Origin of the sequence: Nocardiopsis salina YIM 90010, assembly GCF_000341025.1 — a bacterium.
Classification (GTDB): domain Bacteria; phylum Actinomycetota; class Actinomycetes; order Streptosporangiales; family Streptosporangiaceae; genus Nocardiopsis; species Nocardiopsis salina.
The window spans coordinates 1-18281 of record NZ_ANBF01000141.1 but is presented as its reverse complement, the minus strand read 5'-3'; the positions used below and the strand labels follow the sequence as shown (position 1 = coordinate 18281).

General features: G+C 71.2%; 17 protein-coding genes and 1 pseudogene. 9 read left to right on the top strand and 9 right to left on the bottom strand.

Going from position 1 to position 18281, the window contains the following annotated elements; translation table 11 throughout:
- Nucleotides 1–146: 146 nt before the first annotated feature.
- Entirely contained in the window at nt 147–1643 is a 1497-nt protein-coding gene (locus D474_RS0115785; protein ID WP_017614516.1) for a carboxylesterase/lipase family protein, read from the bottom strand.
- Between the two features lie 242 nt (nt 1644–1885).
- On the bottom strand, nt 1886–2179 hold the full coding sequence (locus D474_RS0115780; protein ID WP_017614515.1) for a GNAT family N-acetyltransferase: 294 nt from the start codon (nt 2177–2179) through the stop codon (nt 1886–1888).
- A gap of 151 nt (nt 2180–2330) precedes the next feature.
- Here D474_RS0115780 and D474_RS0115775 point away from each other — a divergent pair, with 151 nt between their 5' ends.
- The 5 genes from D474_RS0115775 to D474_RS0115755 all read left to right on the top strand — a co-directional run bounded on the left by D474_RS0115775 (nt 2331) and on the right by D474_RS0115755 (nt 6987).
- Nucleotides 2331–3101: an SDR family oxidoreductase gene (locus D474_RS0115775; RefSeq protein ID WP_017614514.1), complete on the top strand. Its 771-nt coding sequence runs from the start codon at nt 2331–2333 to the stop codon at nt 3099–3101.
- A gap of 1 nt (nt 3102) precedes the next feature.
- The gene (locus D474_RS0115770) at nt 3103–3879 is read left to right on the top strand and encodes an SDR family oxidoreductase (RefSeq protein ID WP_017614513.1); all 777 of its coding nucleotides are present in this window, start codon (nt 3103–3105) and stop codon (nt 3877–3879) included.
- Nucleotides 3880–3944: 65 nt separating this feature from the next.
- Nucleotides 3945–4958, top strand: coding sequence for a phosphotransferase family protein (locus tag D474_RS0115765; protein WP_017614512.1), 1014 nt, complete (start codon nt 3945–3947; stop codon nt 4956–4958).
- Nucleotides 4958–6169 (top strand): acyl-CoA dehydrogenase family protein, encoded by a 1212-nt coding sequence (locus tag D474_RS0115760; protein WP_017614511.1) that lies wholly within the window; start codon nt 4958–4960, stop codon nt 6167–6169. The genes D474_RS0115765 and D474_RS0115760 overlap by 1 nt, the downstream gene beginning before the upstream one ends.
- Before the next feature lie 158 nt (nt 6170–6327).
- The gene (locus D474_RS0115755) at nt 6328–6987 is read left to right on the top strand and encodes a cyclase family protein (RefSeq protein ID WP_017614510.1); all 660 of its coding nucleotides are present in this window, start codon (nt 6328–6330) and stop codon (nt 6985–6987) included.
- Nucleotides 6988–7002: 15 nt separating this feature from the next.
- Here the strand turns inward: D474_RS0115755 and D474_RS0115750 are convergent, their stop codons facing one another.
- The 6 genes from D474_RS0115750 to D474_RS0115725 all read right to left on the bottom strand — a co-directional run bounded on the left by D474_RS0115750 (nt 7003) and on the right by D474_RS0115725 (nt 13729).
- Nucleotides 7003–8013 (bottom strand): PTS transporter subunit IIC, encoded by a 1011-nt coding sequence (locus D474_RS0115750; protein WP_017614509.1) that lies wholly within the window; start codon nt 8011–8013, stop codon nt 7003–7005.
- A gap of 88 nt (nt 8014–8101) precedes the next feature.
- Complete coding sequence (locus tag D474_RS0115745; protein WP_017614508.1) at nt 8102–8716, bottom strand: TetR/AcrR family transcriptional regulator; 615 nt, start codon at nt 8714–8716, stop codon at nt 8102–8104.
- A 170-nt stretch (nt 8717–8886) separates the two neighbouring features.
- The gene (locus D474_RS0115740) at nt 8887–10521 is read right to left on the bottom strand and encodes a glycoside hydrolase family 13 protein (protein WP_017614507.1); all 1635 of its coding nucleotides are present in this window, start codon (nt 10519–10521) and stop codon (nt 8887–8889) included.
- Between the two features lie 40 nt (nt 10522–10561).
- Nucleotides 10562–11422, bottom strand: coding sequence for a carbohydrate ABC transporter permease (locus D474_RS0115735; RefSeq protein ID WP_017614506.1), 861 nt, complete (start codon nt 11420–11422; stop codon nt 10562–10564).
- Nucleotides 11419–12387 carry a carbohydrate ABC transporter permease gene (locus tag D474_RS0115730; protein ID WP_017614505.1) on the bottom strand — a complete coding sequence of 323 codons (969 nt, stop codon included), beginning with the start codon at nt 12385–12387 and terminating at the stop codon, nt 11419–11421. Before D474_RS0115730 ends, D474_RS0115735 begins: the two co-directional genes overlap by 4 nt.
- A 1-nt stretch (nt 12388) precedes the next feature.
- Entirely contained in the window at nt 12389–13729 is a 1341-nt protein-coding gene (locus D474_RS0115725) for an ABC transporter substrate-binding protein (protein WP_017614504.1), read from the bottom strand.
- A 170-nt stretch (nt 13730–13899) separates the two neighbouring features.
- Here D474_RS0115725 and D474_RS0115720 point away from each other — a divergent pair, with 170 nt between their 5' ends.
- Nucleotides 13900–14925, top strand: a complete 1026-nt coding sequence (locus D474_RS0115720; RefSeq protein ID WP_204367121.1) for a LacI family DNA-binding transcriptional regulator — start codon at nt 13900–13902, stop codon at nt 14923–14925.
- A 44-nt stretch (nt 14926–14969) separates the two neighbouring features.
- Here the strand turns inward: D474_RS0115720 and D474_RS0115715 are convergent, their stop codons facing one another.
- Nucleotides 14970–16127, bottom strand: a complete 1158-nt coding sequence (locus D474_RS0115715) for an FAD-dependent oxidoreductase (protein ID WP_017614502.1) — start codon at nt 16125–16127, stop codon at nt 14970–14972.
- 291 nt (nt 16128–16418) lie between these two features.
- On the opposite strand from D474_RS0115715, the gene D474_RS0115710 reads away from it, so the two are divergent.
- From D474_RS0115710 to D474_RS33390, 3 genes and pseudogenes are all read left to right on the top strand, one after another.
- Entirely contained in the window at nt 16419–17219 is an 801-nt protein-coding gene (locus D474_RS0115710) for a cyclase family protein (RefSeq protein ID WP_017614501.1), read from the top strand.
- Nucleotides 17220–17538: 319 nt separating this feature from the next.
- Complete coding sequence (locus tag D474_RS0115700) at nt 17539–17979, top strand: small multi-drug export protein (RefSeq protein ID WP_017614499.1); 441 nt, start codon at nt 17539–17541, stop codon at nt 17977–17979.
- Between the two features lie 169 nt (nt 17980–18148).
- Nucleotides 18149–18281 (top strand): annotated as a pseudogene (locus D474_RS33390) (AraC family transcriptional regulator); the annotation flags it as partial.

The window sequence follows — 18281 nt, the reverse complement described above, 5'->3', positions numbered from 1 at the left end:
CCTCGAGCAACGCCTCGGACACGTCCTCCACCACGGCACCCCCAGCACACCCCGAACACAGCTGTTACGTGACCGGATGTTACCCACTCCTGCGGAGCGTGGCTCTGCGGGTTCCTCGAAGGCGGGGGGGGTGCCGGCCCGCTCCCCTATTTCGGGCCCATGGGCAGTCCGCGCCAGATGTGCCGTACCGGCGAGGGATCTTGTGCGTAGAGTTCGTCGACCTCGCCCCAGACCTTGACCGGGGTGGCCCCGGCGCTGACCGGCGACCACCCTGCGTCACCACCGGCCGCGAAGTCGTGCCAGGCGCCCATGATGCGCCGCGACAGGGAGCGGTGGGCGCCGGTGGGGGCGCCGTCGAACAGGAAGGCCCCGAGGTCCGATTCGAGGGTGCCGAACGCCAGGGGCAGGTCCAGAGCATGGCAGGCGCCCAGGCGTCCGCCCAGAGCCGGGCTCTCCAGGGCCAGGCGGAACACGTGGGCGCGTCCCCCGGCAGCAGCGTGGGTCTCGGCCAGGCGCAGCGTGAACTCGCCGAACAAGGCGTCGCCCATGATGGACACGTACAGGTCGCGCAGGGACAGGTCGGGGCGGGCCTCCCGGTAGGCGGCCACCTCGCCGGCGCCGAGGCCGATGCGGTCGCACTTGCGCAGGAGAGCCTCCTCGTCGGCCACTCGGACGTCCTGGGCGAGCTCGCTGAAGAGCCGGTACTCGTGGACGTTGTGGCCGGTGAGCAGGTCGATCCCGGAGACGTCGCCGCGGGCGATGACGTCCAGGGGCGCCTCGGGCAGTTCCGGTCCGCCGATCACGGGCGCGAAGCAGGTCAGGGAACGGCTGCGCCGCCCCTGGCTGTCGGTACGGGTGAGTACCTCGTCGGTGGCGGCGACGATCTTCTCCGGGGGCAGGGCGGCCAGCGCCTCGGCCTCCAGGGGCACACCGAGGACCTCGGCGAAGCGTTCGGAGACCAGGCGCGCGGTGTCGGTGAGCACCATGTCCCCGGGCGGGCTGTGGGCGATGGCTCGGTGGAAGAGGCCGCGTGCGTCGGGCATGGCCATGAGGGCCGCCACCGATCCGGCGCCGGCCGACTCCCCCGCGACGGTGACGTTGCCGGGGTCTCCGCCGAAGGAGGCGATGTTCTCGTGCACCCAGCGCAGGGCGGCGATCTGGTCGAGCAGGCCGCGGTTGTCGGGGCGGCCGGGCACGTGGGCGAAGCCCTCGAAGCCGACCCGGTAGTTGATGCCGACCACCACGAGCCCGGTCTCGGCCAACCGGGTGCCGTCGTAGGTGGGTTCGGAGGCCGAGCCGACCAGGTAGGCACCGCCGTGGATCCACACCAGGACGGGGGCGTTCTCGCCGGCTCGGACGCTGCTCCACACGTTGAGGACCAGGCACTCGCGCGGGGTCTCGGGGGTCCAGCCGGCCGCGCCGATGAGCAGCTCGCCCTGGGGCGCAGGGGGCCCAGGGGCCGTGCAGTCCCGGACTCCGTCGACGGGGACCGGAGGCGCAGGGGCGGCGAAGCGACGTTCGCCGAAGGGGGCCTGCGCGTAGGGGATGCCCCGGTGGACGACGACCGTGCCGGTGCGCGCGTGGGGCGAGGGGGTGCCCCGCAAGCGGCCGCTGGGGGTCTCCACGGTGAGTTCGGCGTCCACGTGTGTCCTCCCGTCATGGTGTGGGCCCTACACCTAACAACGTTAGGCACGAGGGCGCAAGACCTCGCCCGCCATGACGTGCCGCACGGAACCCGGAAACGGAACGGGCCCCGCGGGCGCCCGACCGGCAGAGCGACCTCTGCTCTTGCCCCGACCGCCGCCCCTCGGGAGGGGAACACCCCGAAGGGCCGCCCCACGTCAGCAGTCACCCGCCACCATCGTTCACTCCCGCCGGGGCCGATTCACTCCTCCGGTGAGCGGTAGACCAGGTCGACGTAGTCCGGGTGGCGTTCGATCCAGCCCTTGACGAACGGGCACAGCGGCAGAACCGACAGGCCGCGCCCGCGTACGTCGTCGAGAGCTCCGCGGACGAGAGTTCCACCCAAACCCTTCCCCTCGAAAGCGGTGTCGATCTCGGTGTGGGTGAAGGTCATGAGGTCGTTGGTGAGGATGTACTCGGAGTACCCGGCGACCTCTCCGTCGCTGATGATCTCGTACCGGCGCTCGTCCGGGCGGTTCACGACCTCGGTCGCCATGCGTGGCCCCCACTCGTCTCGTCCAGGCGGGGCCGGGCGCCCCGCCCGCCCCATTGTGGCGCCGCCGCCGGGCCCCCACCCCTTGCGGCGCGCACCCCGGCGGACATAGAGTCGCCCTGGCATACCGACCAGTCGGTCTAAGGAGAGTTCCATGACTTCCCGGTTCGCCGGACGGACGGCCGTCATCACCGGGNCCGTCATCCCCGGGGCCAGCCGAGGCATCGGCCTGGCCATCGCCCAGCGGCTCGTGGACGAGGGTGCCCGCGTGTGCATCACCGCGCGCAGACCCGAGCCGCTCGAGGAAGCGGTCGAGGCCCTCGGCGGGCCCGAGCACGCCATCGCCGTTCCGGGCAAGGCCGACGACCCGCAGCACCAGGACGAGGCGATCTCCGCGACCATCGAGGCCTTCGGCAGCCTCGACATGTTCGTCAACAACACCGGCATCAACCCGGTCTTCGGGCCCATGATCGAGCTCGACCTCGACGCCGCCCGCAAGATGGTCGACGTCAACGCCCTCTCGGCCATCTCCTGGGTGCAGAAGTCGTACAAGGCCTGGATGGGCGAGCACGGCGGTTCGGTCGTCAACGTCTCCTCCGTCGCCGGCCTCAAGCCCGCTCCCGGCATCGGCTTCTACGGCTCCACCAAGGCCATGGTCAAGCACATCACCGAGGAGCTCGCCGTGGAGCTGGCCCCGGGGATCCGCGTCAACGGCGTCGCCCCCGCGGTGGTCAAGACCCGCTTCGCCGAGGCGCTCTACGAGGGCCGCGAGGGCGAGGTCTCGGCCCAGTACCCCATGAAGCGCCTGGGTGTGCCCGAGGACGTCTCCGGCGCCGTGGCCTTCCTGCTCTCCGACGATGCCGCCTGGGTCACCGGCCGCACCCTCGTCGTCGACGGCGGGTCGACCCTCACCGGGGGGCTGTGACATGGACCTGACCGGAACCGGGGCGGTCGTGACCGGAGCGGGCAACGGCATCGGCGCGGCGCTGGCCCGAAAGCTGTCCGCCGCAGGCGCGGACGTGGTCGTCAACGACCTGGACGCCGCGGCCGCCGAGTCCGTGGCCACCGAGATCGGCGGCCTGGCCGTGCCCGGCGACGCCGCCTCCGAGGACGGCGTGACAGCGCTCGTGGCCGAGGCCGGGGCCCACCTGGACGGCATCGACCTGTACGTCGCCAACGCCGGCGCCGGGGTGGCCGGCGGCCCCCAGGCGCCAGACTCCGACTGGGACTTCGCCTGGCAGGTCAACGTCATGGCCCACGTGCGGGCGGCCCGCGCCCTGGTTCCGGGGTGGGTCGAGCGCGGCCGCGGCCACTTCATCAGCACGGTCTCCGCGGCGGGCTTGCTCACCATGCTGGGCAGCGCCCCCTACTCGGTCACCAAGCACGCGGCCCTGTCGTTCGGCGAATGGCTCTCGGCCACCTACGGCGACCGCGGGGTGGCCGTGCAGTGCGTGTGCCCCCTGGGAGTGCGCACCTCCCTGCTGGAGGACAGCGGTGACGTGGGCCAGGCGCTCCTGAGCGCGGACGCCATCACCCCCGAGGAGGTCGCCGACGCCGTCATGGAGGCGATGGCCGACGAGCGGTTCCTGATCCTGCCCCACCCGAAGGTCGCCGACTTCTACGCGGCCCGGGCCACAGACACCGACCGCTGGCTGAAAGGCATGCGCCGCCTGCAGGCCAAGGTCGACGGCGCGACCGACTGACCCCGCGCCCAGAACGACACAGTCCAGAAAGGAGCGGGCCGCCCCGCGGGGTGCCCGAGACGACGATGACAGAGGAACTGCCCGGACTGGACCTGGACCGGTTGCGCGCGTACCTGGACCACGAGGCCCCCGGGATGATCTCGGGCCCGCTCAGCGGCGAGGTGATCACCGGCGGCAAGTCCAATCTCACCTACACCGTCACCGACGGTTCCGGCCGCTGGGTGGTGCGCCGTCCTCCCCTGGGGCACGTGCTGGCCACAGCGCACGACATGTCCCGCGAGTACCGGGTGATGACCGGCCTGCGCGAGACGGACGTGCCGGTTCCCCGCACCTACCTGTTGTGCGAGGACACCGAGGTGCTCGGCGCCCCCTTCTACGTCATGGAGCACGCCGACGGTGTCCCGCTGCGCACCCGGGAGGAGATCGCGCCCTTCGGGGTGGAGGGCACCCGCGAGATCGGGCGCGAACTCATCACCACACTGGGGAGCCTGCACGCGGTCGACCCCGAATCGGTGGGCCTGGGCGACTTCGGCCGACCCGCCGGGTTCCTGGAGCGCCAGGTGCGGCGCTGGCGCAAGCAGCTGGACGCCTCGCGCAGCCGCGACATCCCCGGGATCGACGAACTGCAGGAGCGTCTGGCGCAGACGCTGCCCGAGCAGGGCGCGCCCGCGATCGTGCACGGCGACTACCGGCTCGACAACGTGCTCGTCACCGGCGACGGCCGCCTGACAGCGGTCCTGGACTGGGAGATGGCCACCCTCGGCGACCCCTTGGTGGACCTGGGTCTGATGCTGGTCTACAAGGAGCACTCGGTCACCGGCGGCCTCTCCCCCGCAACCTCCGCGGAGGGTTTCCCCAGCGCATCGGAGCTGGTCAAGACCTACGCGGCCGCGACCGGGCGCGACGTGTCCCGCCTGAACTGGTACGTGGCCTTCGGCTGCTTCAAGCTCGCGGTCATCGCGGAGGGCATCCACTACCGGCACAGCCAGGGTCTGACCGTGGGGGCCGGCTTCGACACCATCGGCGAGGTGGTCCCGATCCTGGTCGAGCGCGCCCACGCCACACTGCAGGAGGACTGATGGATTTCGCACACGACCCCGCGACCGAGGAACTGCGTACCAAGCTCCTGGCCTTCATGGACGAGCACGTCCACCCGGCCGAGGAGGTCTTCGCCCGGCAGATGGCCGAGCGCGAGGACCCCTGGTCCGTCCCGCCGGTGGTGGCCGAGCTGCAGACCGAGGCGCGCCGGCGAGGCCTGTGGAACCTGTTCCTGGCCGGCCACCCCGAGCACGGAGGGCTGTCCAACCTGAGCTACGCGCCTCTGGCCGAGATCACCGGCCGGAGCCCGGGGCTGGGGCCGAACGCGCTCAACTGCGCCGCACCCGACACCGGGAACATGGAGGTGCTGACGATGTTCGGCACCGAGGAGCAGAAGAAGCGCTGGCTGGAACCACTGCTGGACGCACGGATCCGTTCCGCGTTCGCGATGACCGAGCCCGAGGTGGCCTCCTCCGACGCCACGAACATCACCACGAGCATCGTGCGTGAGGGCGACGAGTACGTCATCAACGGCCGCAAGTTCTACATCACCGGTGCGCTCAACCCGGCGTGCGAGATCTTCATCGTGATGGGCAAGACCGATCCGGACGCCCAGCGCCACAAGCAGCAGTCCATGGTGCTGGTGCCGCGCGACACCCCGGGGCTGAGGGTCGAGCGGGGAATGCACGTGTACGGCTACGACGACAGCGACCACGGCGGGCACGCCGAGGTGGTCTTCGACAATGTGCGGGTGCCTGCGGAGAACCTGATCGGCGGCGAGGGCGAGGGGTTCGCCATCGCGCAGGCCCGCCTGGGCCCGGGCCGGATCCATCACTGCATGCGGGCGATCGGGATGGCCGAGCGGGCGCTGGAGCTGACGTGCCGCCGTGTCCTGGACCGGACCGCGTTCGGACGCCCACTGGCCGACCAAGGTGTGGTTCGCCAGTGGATCGCCGAGGCGCGGGTGGCCATCGAGCAGCTGCGGCTGCTGGTGCTCAAGACCGCCTACCTGATGGACACAGTGGGCAACAAGGGTGCGCACTCCGAGATCCAGGCGATCAAGATCGCGACGCCGCGCACGGTGGAGTGGATCCTGGACAAGGCGGTGCAGGCGCACGGCGCCGCAGGTGTGAGCCAGGACTTCCCGCTGGCCCGGTGGCAGGCGAGCGTGCGCACGCTGCGCCTGGCCGACGGCCCCGACGAGGTGCACCTTCGCTCCCTCGGCCGGGCCGAGCTGCGCAAGTACCAGTAACCGCCGGCCCTGCTCTCCCGAGCCCGCCCCGGCCGCCCGGGGCGGGCTCGGCGTTCGGGCCACCGCCGATGCCGGGTCGAGCGCGTCGGAAGGCCGGTGAGGCACGGCCGGAGCACTGTCGGTAAGGTTCCGCTCGGAACCGACCGGAGGAGACGCCGATGCCCCGGACCTTGATCGACCTCAGCCACGAGATCGAGCACGGGATGACCACGTATCCGGGGCTGCCCGGGCCCGAGATCTCCGACCACCTCAGCCGGGACACCTCCCGGGAACACTACGACGCCGGGACCGAGTTCCACATCGGCCGCATCTCGATGGTCGCCAACACCGGCACCTACCTGGACACACCCGCGCACCGCTACCCCGACGGCCACGACCTGGCGGTGTTGCCCCTGCACGCCGTGACCGACCTCCCGGCGGCGGTCGTGGCGACACGGGACCGGGCGATCGGCCCCGAGACCCTGGACGGTGTCGAGGTCGAGGGCGCGGCCGTGCTGTTCGCGACCGGGTGGGACCGCCACTGGGGCACCGAGGGCTACGGCGCGTCCGAGCACCCCTTCGTCACCGGGGAGACCGCCGAGCTCCTGGCCGAACGCGGTGCGGCGCTGGTCGGCATCGACTCGGTCAACATCGACGACACCTCGGGCGGGACGCGGCCCGCGCACTCAGCGCTGCTGGCCGCAGAGATCCCGATCGTGGAGCACCTGACCGGGCTCGAGCAGCTGGTGGGCCGTTCGGCGCGGTTCTCCGCGGTGCCGCCGAAGATCCGCGGGATGGGCACTTTCACGGTCCGTGCGTTCGCCGTCGTCGACTGCTGAGCACGGCCGTACGGGTCAGCCGGAGGTGATGGTCTGGTCCCCGTCGGCGATCCACCCGATACGCCGCAGCAGGGTGGCGAACACCCAGGCCAGAAGCGCGGGAAGCACGAAGAAGAACACCACGATCAGGCCGAGCACGTAGGACGAGTCGCCCATCGTGTTCAGCGTCATGATCGGGCCCACCAGCCCGGAGGTGCCCATCCCCGCACCCGCGGCGTTGTTCTGCAGCGCGAACCCGGCCGTCGCGATCGGGGCGGTGACCGCGCCGGCCAGCGTCGGAGGGATCAGGATCCGGGGGTTGCGGAAGACGTTGGGGATCTGCAGCATCGACGTCCCCAGCCCCTGGGAGACGAGGCCGCCCCACCCGTTGTCGCGGTAACCGGCAACGGCGAAGCCGACCATCTGCGCGGCGCAACCCACGGCCGCCGCACCCGCGGCCAGGCCGCTCAGGTCGAGCATGACCGCGATGGCCGCCGACGAGACCGGCAGGGTCAGCGCCAGGCCCATGAGCACCGCCACGAGCACGCTCATGATCAGAGGCTGTTGCTCGGTGGCCCAGTTGACGAGCGCGCCGAAGCGGCGCAACCCCGCGTCGATGACCGGTCCCGCCACCCAGGACACCGCGAAGCCGACTCCCACCGTGGTCAGCGGGGTGAGCACGATGTCGACCCTGGTCCGGCCCGACATCAGTTTCCCGGCCTCGGCCGCCACCAGCGCCGCCAGGAACGCCCCGGCCGGCCCACCCAGTTCAGCACCGGCCGCACCGGTGGCCACCGACGAGAACAACACGAGGGGCGGCGCACCCAGAGAATGGGCGACGGCCACACCGATCGCCGGACCCATCATCGCCATCGCCAGTTCGCCGACCTCGACCAGCACTCCGACCCCGGTCTGCTCACCGGCGGTCTGCAGGATGAGCCCGATGATCAGCGAGGCGAACAGGCCCAGCGCCATCGAGGACATGGCGGTGATGAAGTAGGTGTGCAGCGACGGTCGTACGCCGCTGGATGCGAGAAACGCCTTCACGAGGATCCCCTGGGTGGTCTGCGCTGCGTCGCAGCCGGGTACAGCCCGCCCATCCTGCCACCTGCGGCCGGTCCCCGCGTCCTGCGGGTCAGCGGGTGGGCGTCAGCGACGAGATCAGCAGATCGGCGAAGTGGCGCCCCACGTCCGCGCCGGTCAGCGGACCGCCCTCGCGGTACCAGGTGCTCAGGTGGTGCACCGACCCGAAGTAGAAGTCCACGACGAGATCGGCGGAGACGTCGGTGCGGAAGGTCCCCTCGGCCTGCCCCTGTTCGATCATGGACCGGAAGTGCTCGTGGTACTTGCGGCGCTCGGCCCGCACCGTGCGCTGCTTCTCCTCGCCGAGCTGGTGCATCGACCGGAAGAAGATGACGGTGTCGTCGAGGTTGTCGACACTCGTGACGATGACGTCGGCCGCCGCGGCGTGCACCCGGTCGGTGACGGGTTCGGGGCGGCCGGCGATCTCCAGGAGGTGGTCGGTCTGCATTCGCAGCACACGCGCGTAGACCTCGTAGAGCAGGTCGTCCTTGGAACCGAAGTAGTGGTACATGGCTCCCTTGGTCACGCCGGCGGCCGCCACGATCGCCTGCACGGAGGTGCCCTCGTAACCGCGCTCGGCGAACAACCGGGTCGCGGCCCTCAGGAGCCGTTCGGGCACCGGTCCCGTCTCGGTGCCGTTGCCGTCGTCCTCGCGCGCCTGTGCCATTCTTGCCTCACCTCGTGTCCCCGCCTCGTCGCGGGTCCTCGCGTGCCAACCGTGCCAGCATACCGACCGGCTGGTACCCGAGGTACCCGCTGCACGGGAGGGGCGGAACACACCGGGCGCCCCGACAGCGGGCGCAGGGTCCCTGCCTGCGCGGGGCGGGCCCGGCCGGCTCAGCGCGGAGCGGTGTCCACCCACACGGCCCGGTCGGGACCCAACTCCCCGGTGTGCTCGGGGTCGCTGTGCAGCAGCAGCTCGCCCTCGGGCAGCGGTAGGGCCCGCGTTCCGAGGTTGACCGCGCACATCAGGGTTCCACGGGTGAGCCGCAGCAGGTCCGGGTGCTCCGGATCGCCGTACCACTCCAGGTCCCCGGCGCCCACCCAGCGTTCGCGGCGCAGGGCGATGGCGTTCCGGTAGAGCGTGAGCACCGACCCCTCACCGGTCTGTTCGGAGGCGGCCAGCTCACCCCACAGAGCGGGCTGGGGCAACCAGGGCTCGGGCGACCCGAAACCGTACCCGGGCCGGCCGGCCTCCCAGGGAAGGGGCACCCGGCAGCCGTCGCGGCCCTTCAACTCGCCGGAGCTGCGGTGGTACATGGGGTCGTCCAGGGCGGACTCGGGCAGGTCGGCGACCTCGGGCAGCCCCAGTTCCTCCCCCTGGTAGACGTAGGCCGCCCCGGGAAGCGCCATGGTCAGCATCACCGCGGCGCGGGCGCGGCGCAGGCCGAGTGCGTCGTCCACGGGGGGCTGCGTGCCTGCCGAGTGCAGCCAGGCGTTCTGGTCCACGTCCGGGGGCAGCCCGTACCGGGTGCGGTGCCGGATCTGGTCGTGGTTGGACAGCACCCAGCTCGGCGCGGCCTGCATCCCCTCCAGCCCGGCCAGCGACCGGTCGATGGTGGTGCGCAGCTCGCGGGCGTCCCAGGGGCAACGCAGGTAGAAGAAGTTGAACGCCTGGTGGAGTTCGTCGTCGCGCACGTAGAGGGGCAGACGGTCCAGGCTCACCCCGGCTTCGGCCACGGCCATCCGGGGCGGGTCGTAGGACTCCAGGAGCTTGCGCCACTCCCGGTGGACCTCGTGCACCTCGTCGCGGTCCCAGAAGGGGTGGTCGTCGCCGGCCGGGGGCGACATGAGCGGGGCCGCGTCGTTGCCGAGGGTGGGGCGCAGGGGTTCCTCGAGGTCCTTGAACATCCCGTGGGCCACGTCGACCCGGAACCCGTCCACGCCGGCGTCGCACCAGAACCGCAGTGTGCGCAGGAAGTCGGCGCGCACCTCCTCGTTGTGCCAGTTCAGGTCGGGCTGCTCGCGGGCGAAGATGTGCATGTACCACTGGCCGTCGGGCACCTGTTCCCAGGCCGGGCCGCCGAACTTGGACTGCCAGTCCGAGGGCGGTTGCGCCCCGTCGGGGCCTGCCCCGTCGCGGAAGACGAACCGGTCGCGTTCGGGCGATCCGGGCGCGGCGGCCAAAGCCTCCTGGAACCACGGGTGCTGGTCGGAGCAGTGGTTGGGCACGATGTCGATGATGATGCGGATCCCGCGTGCGTGGGCGGCCCCCACCAGGGTGCGGAAGTCGTCCATGTCCCCGTACACGGGATCGACGCCGCGGTAGTCGCGTACGTCGTACCCCCCGTCGGCCAGCGGGGAGGGGAAGAAGGGGGTCAGCCACAGGGCGTCGACCCCGAGGCCCTCGAGGTGGTCCAGGCGTGCGGTGATCCCGGGCAGGTCACCGACCCCGTCACCGTCGGAGTCGTGGAAACTGCGCACGTAGATCTGGTAGACCACGGCGTCGCGCCACCAGTCGCGGTCGGGCACGGGAGGGATCCTTTCCTGTGTGGACAACGGCGGGCAGACCTCAGCCCTTGACGGCGCCGGCCGTCATGCCCGCGACGACGGCCCGGCGGAAGACCAGGGCCAGGACCGCGATCGGCAGCACGGTGGCGACCGAGGCGGCAAAGATGGTGCCGAAGGGGACCTCGAACTCCGACCCGAAGAGCGCGATACCGACGGGCACGGTGCGCATTTCGTCCTCGCTGCTGAAGGTCATCGCCATGAGGAACTCGGTGAGGCAGGCGGTGAAGGTGAAGACACCGACCGCGAAGAGCCCTGGGCGGACCGTGGGCAGGATGACCGACCATACGGTGCGCGTGGTCGAGGCACCGTCGATCTGCGCGGACTCCTCCAGTTCGTAGGGCAGGTCCTTGAGGTAGTTGCGCATGATCCACACCGCGAACGGCAGATTGAAGGCCACGTACGGCAGGATCAGCCCGATGTGCGTGTTCAGAAGCCCGAGGGAGCGCTCGATCATGTACAGCGGCGTCACCACGGCGATGGTCGGGAACACCGAGATCATCAGCAGGAACACCATGATCGGGCCCTTGCCGCGCACGGGCATGCGCGCGAGCGCGTAACCGGCGAACAGCGACAGCCCCAGCACCGTGGTCGTGGCCAGGCAGGCCACGAGCAGGCTGTTGAAGAGGTAGCGGCCGAACGCGTGCTGCCCGAAAGCCTCCTCGTAGTGGGTGAGAGTGGGGTCGGCGGGCCAGAACGTGGGCGGCAAGGTACCCATCTCGCCCGTGGGCGTGATCGAGTTGACGAGAAGCCAGTAGATGGGCGCCGCGGTGATCAGAGCGATGGCGACGGCACTGACGTTGACCGTGTTGAACACACGGCGCCGCCCCCGGCGGCGGGACTGTTTCACGGCCGTGGCAGTCATCGGCGTACCTCCCCGACCTGGGCGCGGAAGAGCTTGAGCGCCAGCAGACAAATGACCAGGACGATCCCTCCGGTGGTCACGGCGACGGCGGCTCCCGCGCCGAGGTTCAGGCTCTGGAACATCACCCGCCAGCCGAGCAGTGCCAGGGGTTCGGTGGCCGTTCCGGGCCCGCCACCGGTCATGACGAAGGGCAGGTCGAAGACGCCGAAGGACTGCAGGGTGCGGAACAGGACGGCGATGGCCAGCGTGGAGGTCAACTGCGGGAGGGTGATCCTCCAGAAGCTGTGCCAAGCGCCGGCCCCGTCGATGCTCGCGGCCTCGTACTGCTCTCGGGGGATGGTGACCAGCCCGGCAAGGACGATGATCGCCACGAACGGGGTGGTCTTCCAGATGTCGGCGATCATCACCGCGGCGACGGCGGGTGCGGGCTCGCCGAGGATGACGACCTCGAGGCCGACCAGGTCGAAGAACCAGGAGACGACCCCGTACGAGGAGTTGAGCATGAACGCCCACAACTGGGCGGAGACCACCGTGATCATCGCCCAGGGCACCAGGAGCAGGGCCATGAGCCAGCCGCGGCCCGCGGTGAGGCGTTCGAGCACGAGTGCGACGAGGGTGCCCAGCGCCAGCTCCACGGCGACGGTCACGACGGTGTAGAAGAGCGTGAACGCCAGAGCGCTGTACCAGCGTGCACTGGTGAACAGGGCGACGTAGTTGTCGAGGGTGGGCCCTTCGAGCTCGAAGCCCGAGTAGGACAGGTTGACGTGCGAGAAGCTCATCGCCAGGGAGAACAGCACCGGGAAGACGGTGACGGCCCCGACGACGACCAGGGTGGGGGTCAGATAGACCCAGGCGGTGCGGGTGGCGGCCCGCTGGGCACGGCCGGTGCGCGGCGACCGGGCCGTGCGGACACGCTCGGTCCCGGTGGCCCGGGCGGGGGCCGGGTCCTGGGTGTGGGCGGTCACCTCACAGGCTCCTTCCGTCGAGCGCCGACTGCACGGCGCCGCGGGCCTCGCCGAGTGCGTCCCCGGTCTCCTCGGTCCCGGAGAGCACGGCGTTGACGTTGCTGAACACGGCCTGGGAGACCTGCGTGTAGTGGGGTGTGGAGGTGGGGCGGGAGACGAGGTCGTTGTCGGGGGCGGCGTCGATGACCGGTGAGAGCGCGCGGATCTCCTCGGATTCGCGGACCGAGTCCAGGGTGGGCACCGTGGAGGAGCGTTCGGCCGTCTCGGACTGGATCTCGGGGCTGGTGATCCAGGTGAGGAAGGCCAGGGAGGCGCCGAGGTTCTGAGTGTGCGGGTTCAGGTAGACGTTCCAGCCGCCGACGCTGGAGGCGCGGGTGTCCTGCCCTTCGAACGCGGGCATCGCCGTGACGCCGACGTCCCCGGCGATCTCGGACATCTCGGGGTCCTCGGCGGTGGCGTGGGCGTAGGCCCAGTTGCGCAGGAACGCACTCCGGCCGTTGGTGAAGGACTGCAGTGACTCGGGCTCCTCGAAGGTGGACACCCCGGCGGGTGTCAGGCCCTCCTCGTCCAGGCCGTGCATGAACTCGACGGCCTCATGGGCGGGTGCTTCGTCGATCACGGGTGACTCGAGATCGTCGTCGAGGATCCCGCCGCCGGCCGCGGACACGAACTCGTTGGTCACGGCGGTCAGGCCCTCGTAGGCGGCCCCCTGGTAGGCGAGCCCGTGGTCGACCTCCCCCTCGTCGATGAGCAGGCGCGACTGCTCCGCCACCTCTTCCCACGTGGTGGGCGGCTCGAGCCCGTGCTCCTCGAGCAGGTCGGCGCGGTAGTAGAGGAAGGACTGGTCGAGGGTGAGGGGGACGCCGTAGGTGCGGCCCTCGTAGGAGGCGGCCTCGACCACGGCGGGGTCGAACCCGTCGAAGTAGTCGTCGGGCAGGTACTCGTCGACGGGCAGGGCGAGACCGGCATCGGCCATCTGCGCCGACCAGGCGACGTCGCCGTTGTAGATGTCGGGCGTGGAGGAACCGCCCATGATCTGCGTGGACAGGCCGGCCCGGTTGGTGTCGACGTTGGTGGGGGCGCTGACGACCTCGACCTCGATCGTGGGGTGGAGGCGTTCGAACTCCTCCACGAGCCACACGCGGGCGTCGTCGCCGCGGTTGCCGAACGGCGCGGCCTGCCAGGTGATGGTGACGGGCTCGTCGGGCACATCGGTGCTCTGGCCGGCGACGGGGTCGGCGTGGTCCGTGGCGCAGCCGGCCAGGACGGTGGTGACCGCGAGCGCGAGGGCCGCCTTCTGCAGGCCTCTGCGCGGGGGTCCGTCGGCGCTTGGGGATCTCACGCCGCTCACCTCGTTTCGCAAACGTTTGCGTCTTGGAGCCCGGGAGAACTCGGCGGGGGCACCGCTCTGACCAGGGTGAAACTCTGTGAAGAGGACGGTAACACGCGAGAAATGATGTGACCATATGGGGAAATCTGGGCAAGCGCTTGCGCAACTGCTACCGTGAGGGCGTGAACGAGCACCCACCTCCCGGCGGCCCGGCCCCCATGGCCGACGTCGCCGACGCCGCCGGTGTGGCGGTCTCCACGGTCTCCCGGGCCCTGCGCGGCCGCCCCGGCGTCTCCCGCGCCCAGCGCGAACAGATCCTGCGCGTGGCCGACGAACTCAGCTACAGCGTCTCGGCCTCGGCCTCACGGCTGGCCGGCGGGCGCACCGGCGCGGTGGGCGTGCTGGTGCCCCGTATCGACGGCTGGTTCCACTCCACGGCGGTGGCCGGGCTCCAGGAACGCCTGCACGAACACGGTCTGGACCTGGTGCTCTACCGGCTCCAGGGACGTGAGGAACGCGCGGAGTTCTTCGACCGCCGGGCTTTCCGACACCGTGTGGACGCGCTCGCGGTCGTGGGCACGACGCTCACGCCGGACGAGGAGGGCCTGCTCGCCGCGGCCGACCTGCCCGTGGTCGGGGTCAGCACCCGCCCCTCCGGCCGCCCCTTCACCGACGTGGACGACCACGCCGGGGCCGCGGGCGCCACCCGGCACCTGACCAACCTCGGACACGAGCGCATCGCGATCCTGCGTTCGACCACTCTGCTGGGCACACACGGCGCGGTCTCCCACGAACGCTACGCCGGGTTCTGCGACGCCATGGCCGAACGGGGCCTGGAGGTACCCGAGGCGTACGTGGTCTCGGCGCCCTGGGGCCTGGAAGGAGGGGCGCAGGCGATGGCGGAACTGCTCTCGGCCGCGACCCCGCCCACCGCGGTCTTCGCCGAGTCCGACGAGGTCGCGATCGGGGCGCTGCGCACGTTGCGGCGTTCCAACATCGAGGTCGGGCGCGGGATGTCGGTCATCGGCTTCGACGACCACCAGCTGGCCGAACTGCTGGACCTGTCGACCGTGGCCCAGCCGGTGCACGAACAGGGGCGCACCGGCGGGGACCTGGTCGTCGAGGCACTGGACAACGGGCGGGTGGCCGAACCCGAGCGTGTACTGCCCACGCGGCTGGTGGTGCGCGGCACCAGCGCCGGACACTGAACGCTCAGACCCGGCATCCTCTCGGAGACGGCCCTGCCGACCGCTCAGGGCCGCTGTCCCGTCAGCACGTTGCTCACCGCCGACAGATATCCGCCGAACCAGCGGGTGGCGGCGTTGGCGGGCAACTCACGCAGCCCTCGGACGGGCACCCGCGGCAGCCGGATGCGCTGCATCCCGTTGAGCGAGGAGGTGACGGAGGCGACCGCGGCCGGGCGGTGGCGCACCTCCTCGTACCTGCGCAGCGCCCAGGCGGCATCCGCCCGGGCCCCGCTGTCACTGAGCGCGGTCACCAGCGCCCACGCGTCCTCCAGCGCCTGATTGGCGCCCTGTGCGGTGGCCGGCGGGAAGGTGTGGGCCGCATCGCCCAGCAGCGTCGTGTTGTCCTGTCCCCAGGCGCCCTGCACCCGGGTGTTCAGGTGCGGGGCGAAGGTCATGTCCGAACTCTCGGCCTGGTCCAGGACGCTGCGCACGTCCGGGTCGGTCCAGGAGGAGAACAGCTCGCGCAGCACCGGCACGGGGTCGTCCGTCACCGGCAGCCCGCGGCGCCAGCGCACGTCGAACCACCACTGCACGAGCCCGTGCCCGGCCGGCATGATGCCGCAGGTTCCCTGGCGCCCCTGGGTCTGGGAGCACACGCGCCCGGCCGCACGCGGGGAGTCGAGGGTGGTCAGGCCCTGCCAGCTCGCCCACCGCCCCATGGACGGCGGTTCCTCCCCCAGCAGATGGGTGCGCACCACCGAACCGGCCCCGTCGGCGCCCACGACGACGTCGCCGGTACTGCGGGTCCCGTCGGAGAAGACGGCGCTGGCGGTGCCGTCGGCGTGCAGGCGAACGCCAGTGCACTCGCGACCGAAGTGGAGCACGCCGTCGGGCAGGTGATGGGAGAGCCGGTCGAGCAGGGCACGCCGCGTCACGGTGCGTGCGGTGAATCCGAGGTGTTCGCCGATGAGCGCGACGTCGATGCCGAGGGTGACCCGGCCCTTGGTGTCCCTGGTCTCCAGGACGTCGATGGGCCGACCCAGGTCGTCCACCTTCACGCCGAGCTCGTTGAGGGCCGCCACGCCGTTCGGGTACAGCCCGACCCCTCCCCCACCGCTCAACCGATCGGCCCGCTCGTGCACCTCGACCTGGACACCGCGCTCGACCAGACCGGCGGCGAGCGCCAGACCGCCGACCCCGGCACCGATGACCACAACCCGCATACCATCCCCTTTCCTCGTTCCGAGGCTAGTGCGTCCCGTGTGCGGTCCCCATAAGGGTCCGCTCCGGGCGGGGCCTCGGACACCCCGCAGACGGACCCGTCGCTGCGGAACCGGGTGCTGAGCCACCACTGCATGGCCGGGGCGTCGTCCGGCAGAACCCGTCGGCGTACCCCGTACCCCGGTAGTCTCCCCCGACTCGTGGACGGCCGAGCGGCGGTGTGTCCGCACCGGCACGGGTGTGGTGCACTGCGCGGGGCAGAAGTACCCGAGGAACGAGAAGGAGGAGCGACCATGTGCCTGAACGGAACCGGTGAGACCGTGCGCGCGCGGACCGGCGGCGCGGCACCCGACGAGAGCCGGCGTCCGGCATCGAGTGGGAGCGCGTGGCCGTCACGGCCCGGACGGGTCGTGGACCTGAGCCATGTGCTGTCGCCGTCGATGGCCACGTTCGACGAGGAGAAGCCCGCACGCGAGACGGTGGAACCGCCGCTGCCCGAGGGGGAGATCGGGTTCCACCTCAATCGGTGGAGCTTCCTGGAGCACACCGGCACCCACCTGGACGCGCCGGGCCACGTGGTCGGGGGCGGGCGGCTGGTGCCCGACATCGCGCCCGAGGAGCTCGTGGCCCCGGCGGTGGTCGTGGACGTGCGCGAGCGGGCCTCTCGCGACCCCGACACGGTGCTCACGGTCGAGGACGTACTCGATCACGAGCGGTTGCACGGCCCGGTCCCGGAGGGCGCGGCGGTGCTGATGCTGTCAGGGTGGGACACCCGGTGGGCACACGGCGACAGCGCGGTACGGGGTGTGGCCGAGGACGGTTCGTGGCACTTTCCCGGGCTGAGCGCCGAGGCGTGTGCGTTCCTGCTGGAGCGGCGCGGGGTGGCCGGGTTCGGGGTGGACACGTTGAGCACCGACCCGGGGGTGTCCACGGAGTTCCGCGCCCACGAGGTGATCGGGCGGGGCGACCGGTGGGGGCTGGAGTGCCTGACCGGGCTGGAGCGCCTGCCCGCGCGTGGGGCGACACTGGTGGTCGGGGTGATGCCGGGTGAGGACGCTTCTGGGGCGCCGAGCCGGGTGCTGGCCCTGGCGTGAAGCGCCTATCGCCCGAGCGGCAAGGTCCCATTCTGTGGGGGCCGCTCCCATAATTTTTGGCAGGCACACCCAGTATTTCTGTCGTCCTTGACAGAGCGGGCGACCCCCGCCCGCTCCCCGGAGGAAGCGAGTCCATGGACGTGCTCATCGTGGTGGAGACCGCGTTCGGCAGCACCGTGACCGCTCGCACAGCCGAGGGACGAGGGCCTGAAGGCACGGTCACCGCCGCGAGGCAGCAGAGGCCGACGGACAGGACCCGGTGGGCGCCGGGTCCCACTCCCCCGGTCCCCGAGCCGTCGACCCCCGACACGGAGCACCCTTGAACGACTTCATCGCGCACCTTCTCGTCCTGCTGGGCGCCGCAGTCCCGTGGGTCGAGCTCTTGGCGGTACCGCCGGCCATCGCGCTGGGGCTGAGCCCGGTCACGGTCGGAATCACAGCCTTCCTGAGCAACACCGCCGTGTCCTTCGCTGCCATCACCGGATCGGCCAGGCTCCTGGCGTGGTGGGAGCGCCGCCGCGGACGGCCGATCGGGTCCGGGGCCACCGGACAGCGCGGGCGCAAGGCGTTCGAACGCTTCGGTGTGCCCGGTCTGGCCCTGCAGGGCCCGTTCCTGTCGGGCATGTACTTCGCAGTACTGTTCGCGGTCCTGCTGGGCGCACCGCGCAACTCGGTGATGCTGTGGACCGTGGTCAGCAACGCCCTGTGGACCGTCGCGCTGGCCGTCGGCACGATCGCGGGCGTGGGCTTCCTGACCTGAGACCCCCGCCACAACGGCCGGGCGAGCTCGGACCCCGGTGGTGGGGCCGCGCCGACGGCCCTCCACGATGCCCGCAGCAACCGTGGACCATCGAGCTGCCGGCGCGTGAGGCGAACGTCTCCCGCACCCCCTGGCCCGTCGTTTCACGGACCTGCTGGGCGAGCCCCCGATGTCGTACCTGACGAGATGGCGCTTGTGCATGGCCGCCGATCTCCTCGAACGCAACGACTCCACGGTCGAGTCGGTCGCCCGCGAGGTCGGTCACTCCAGCGCCTACGCCCTGAGAACGGCTTTTTTCCACC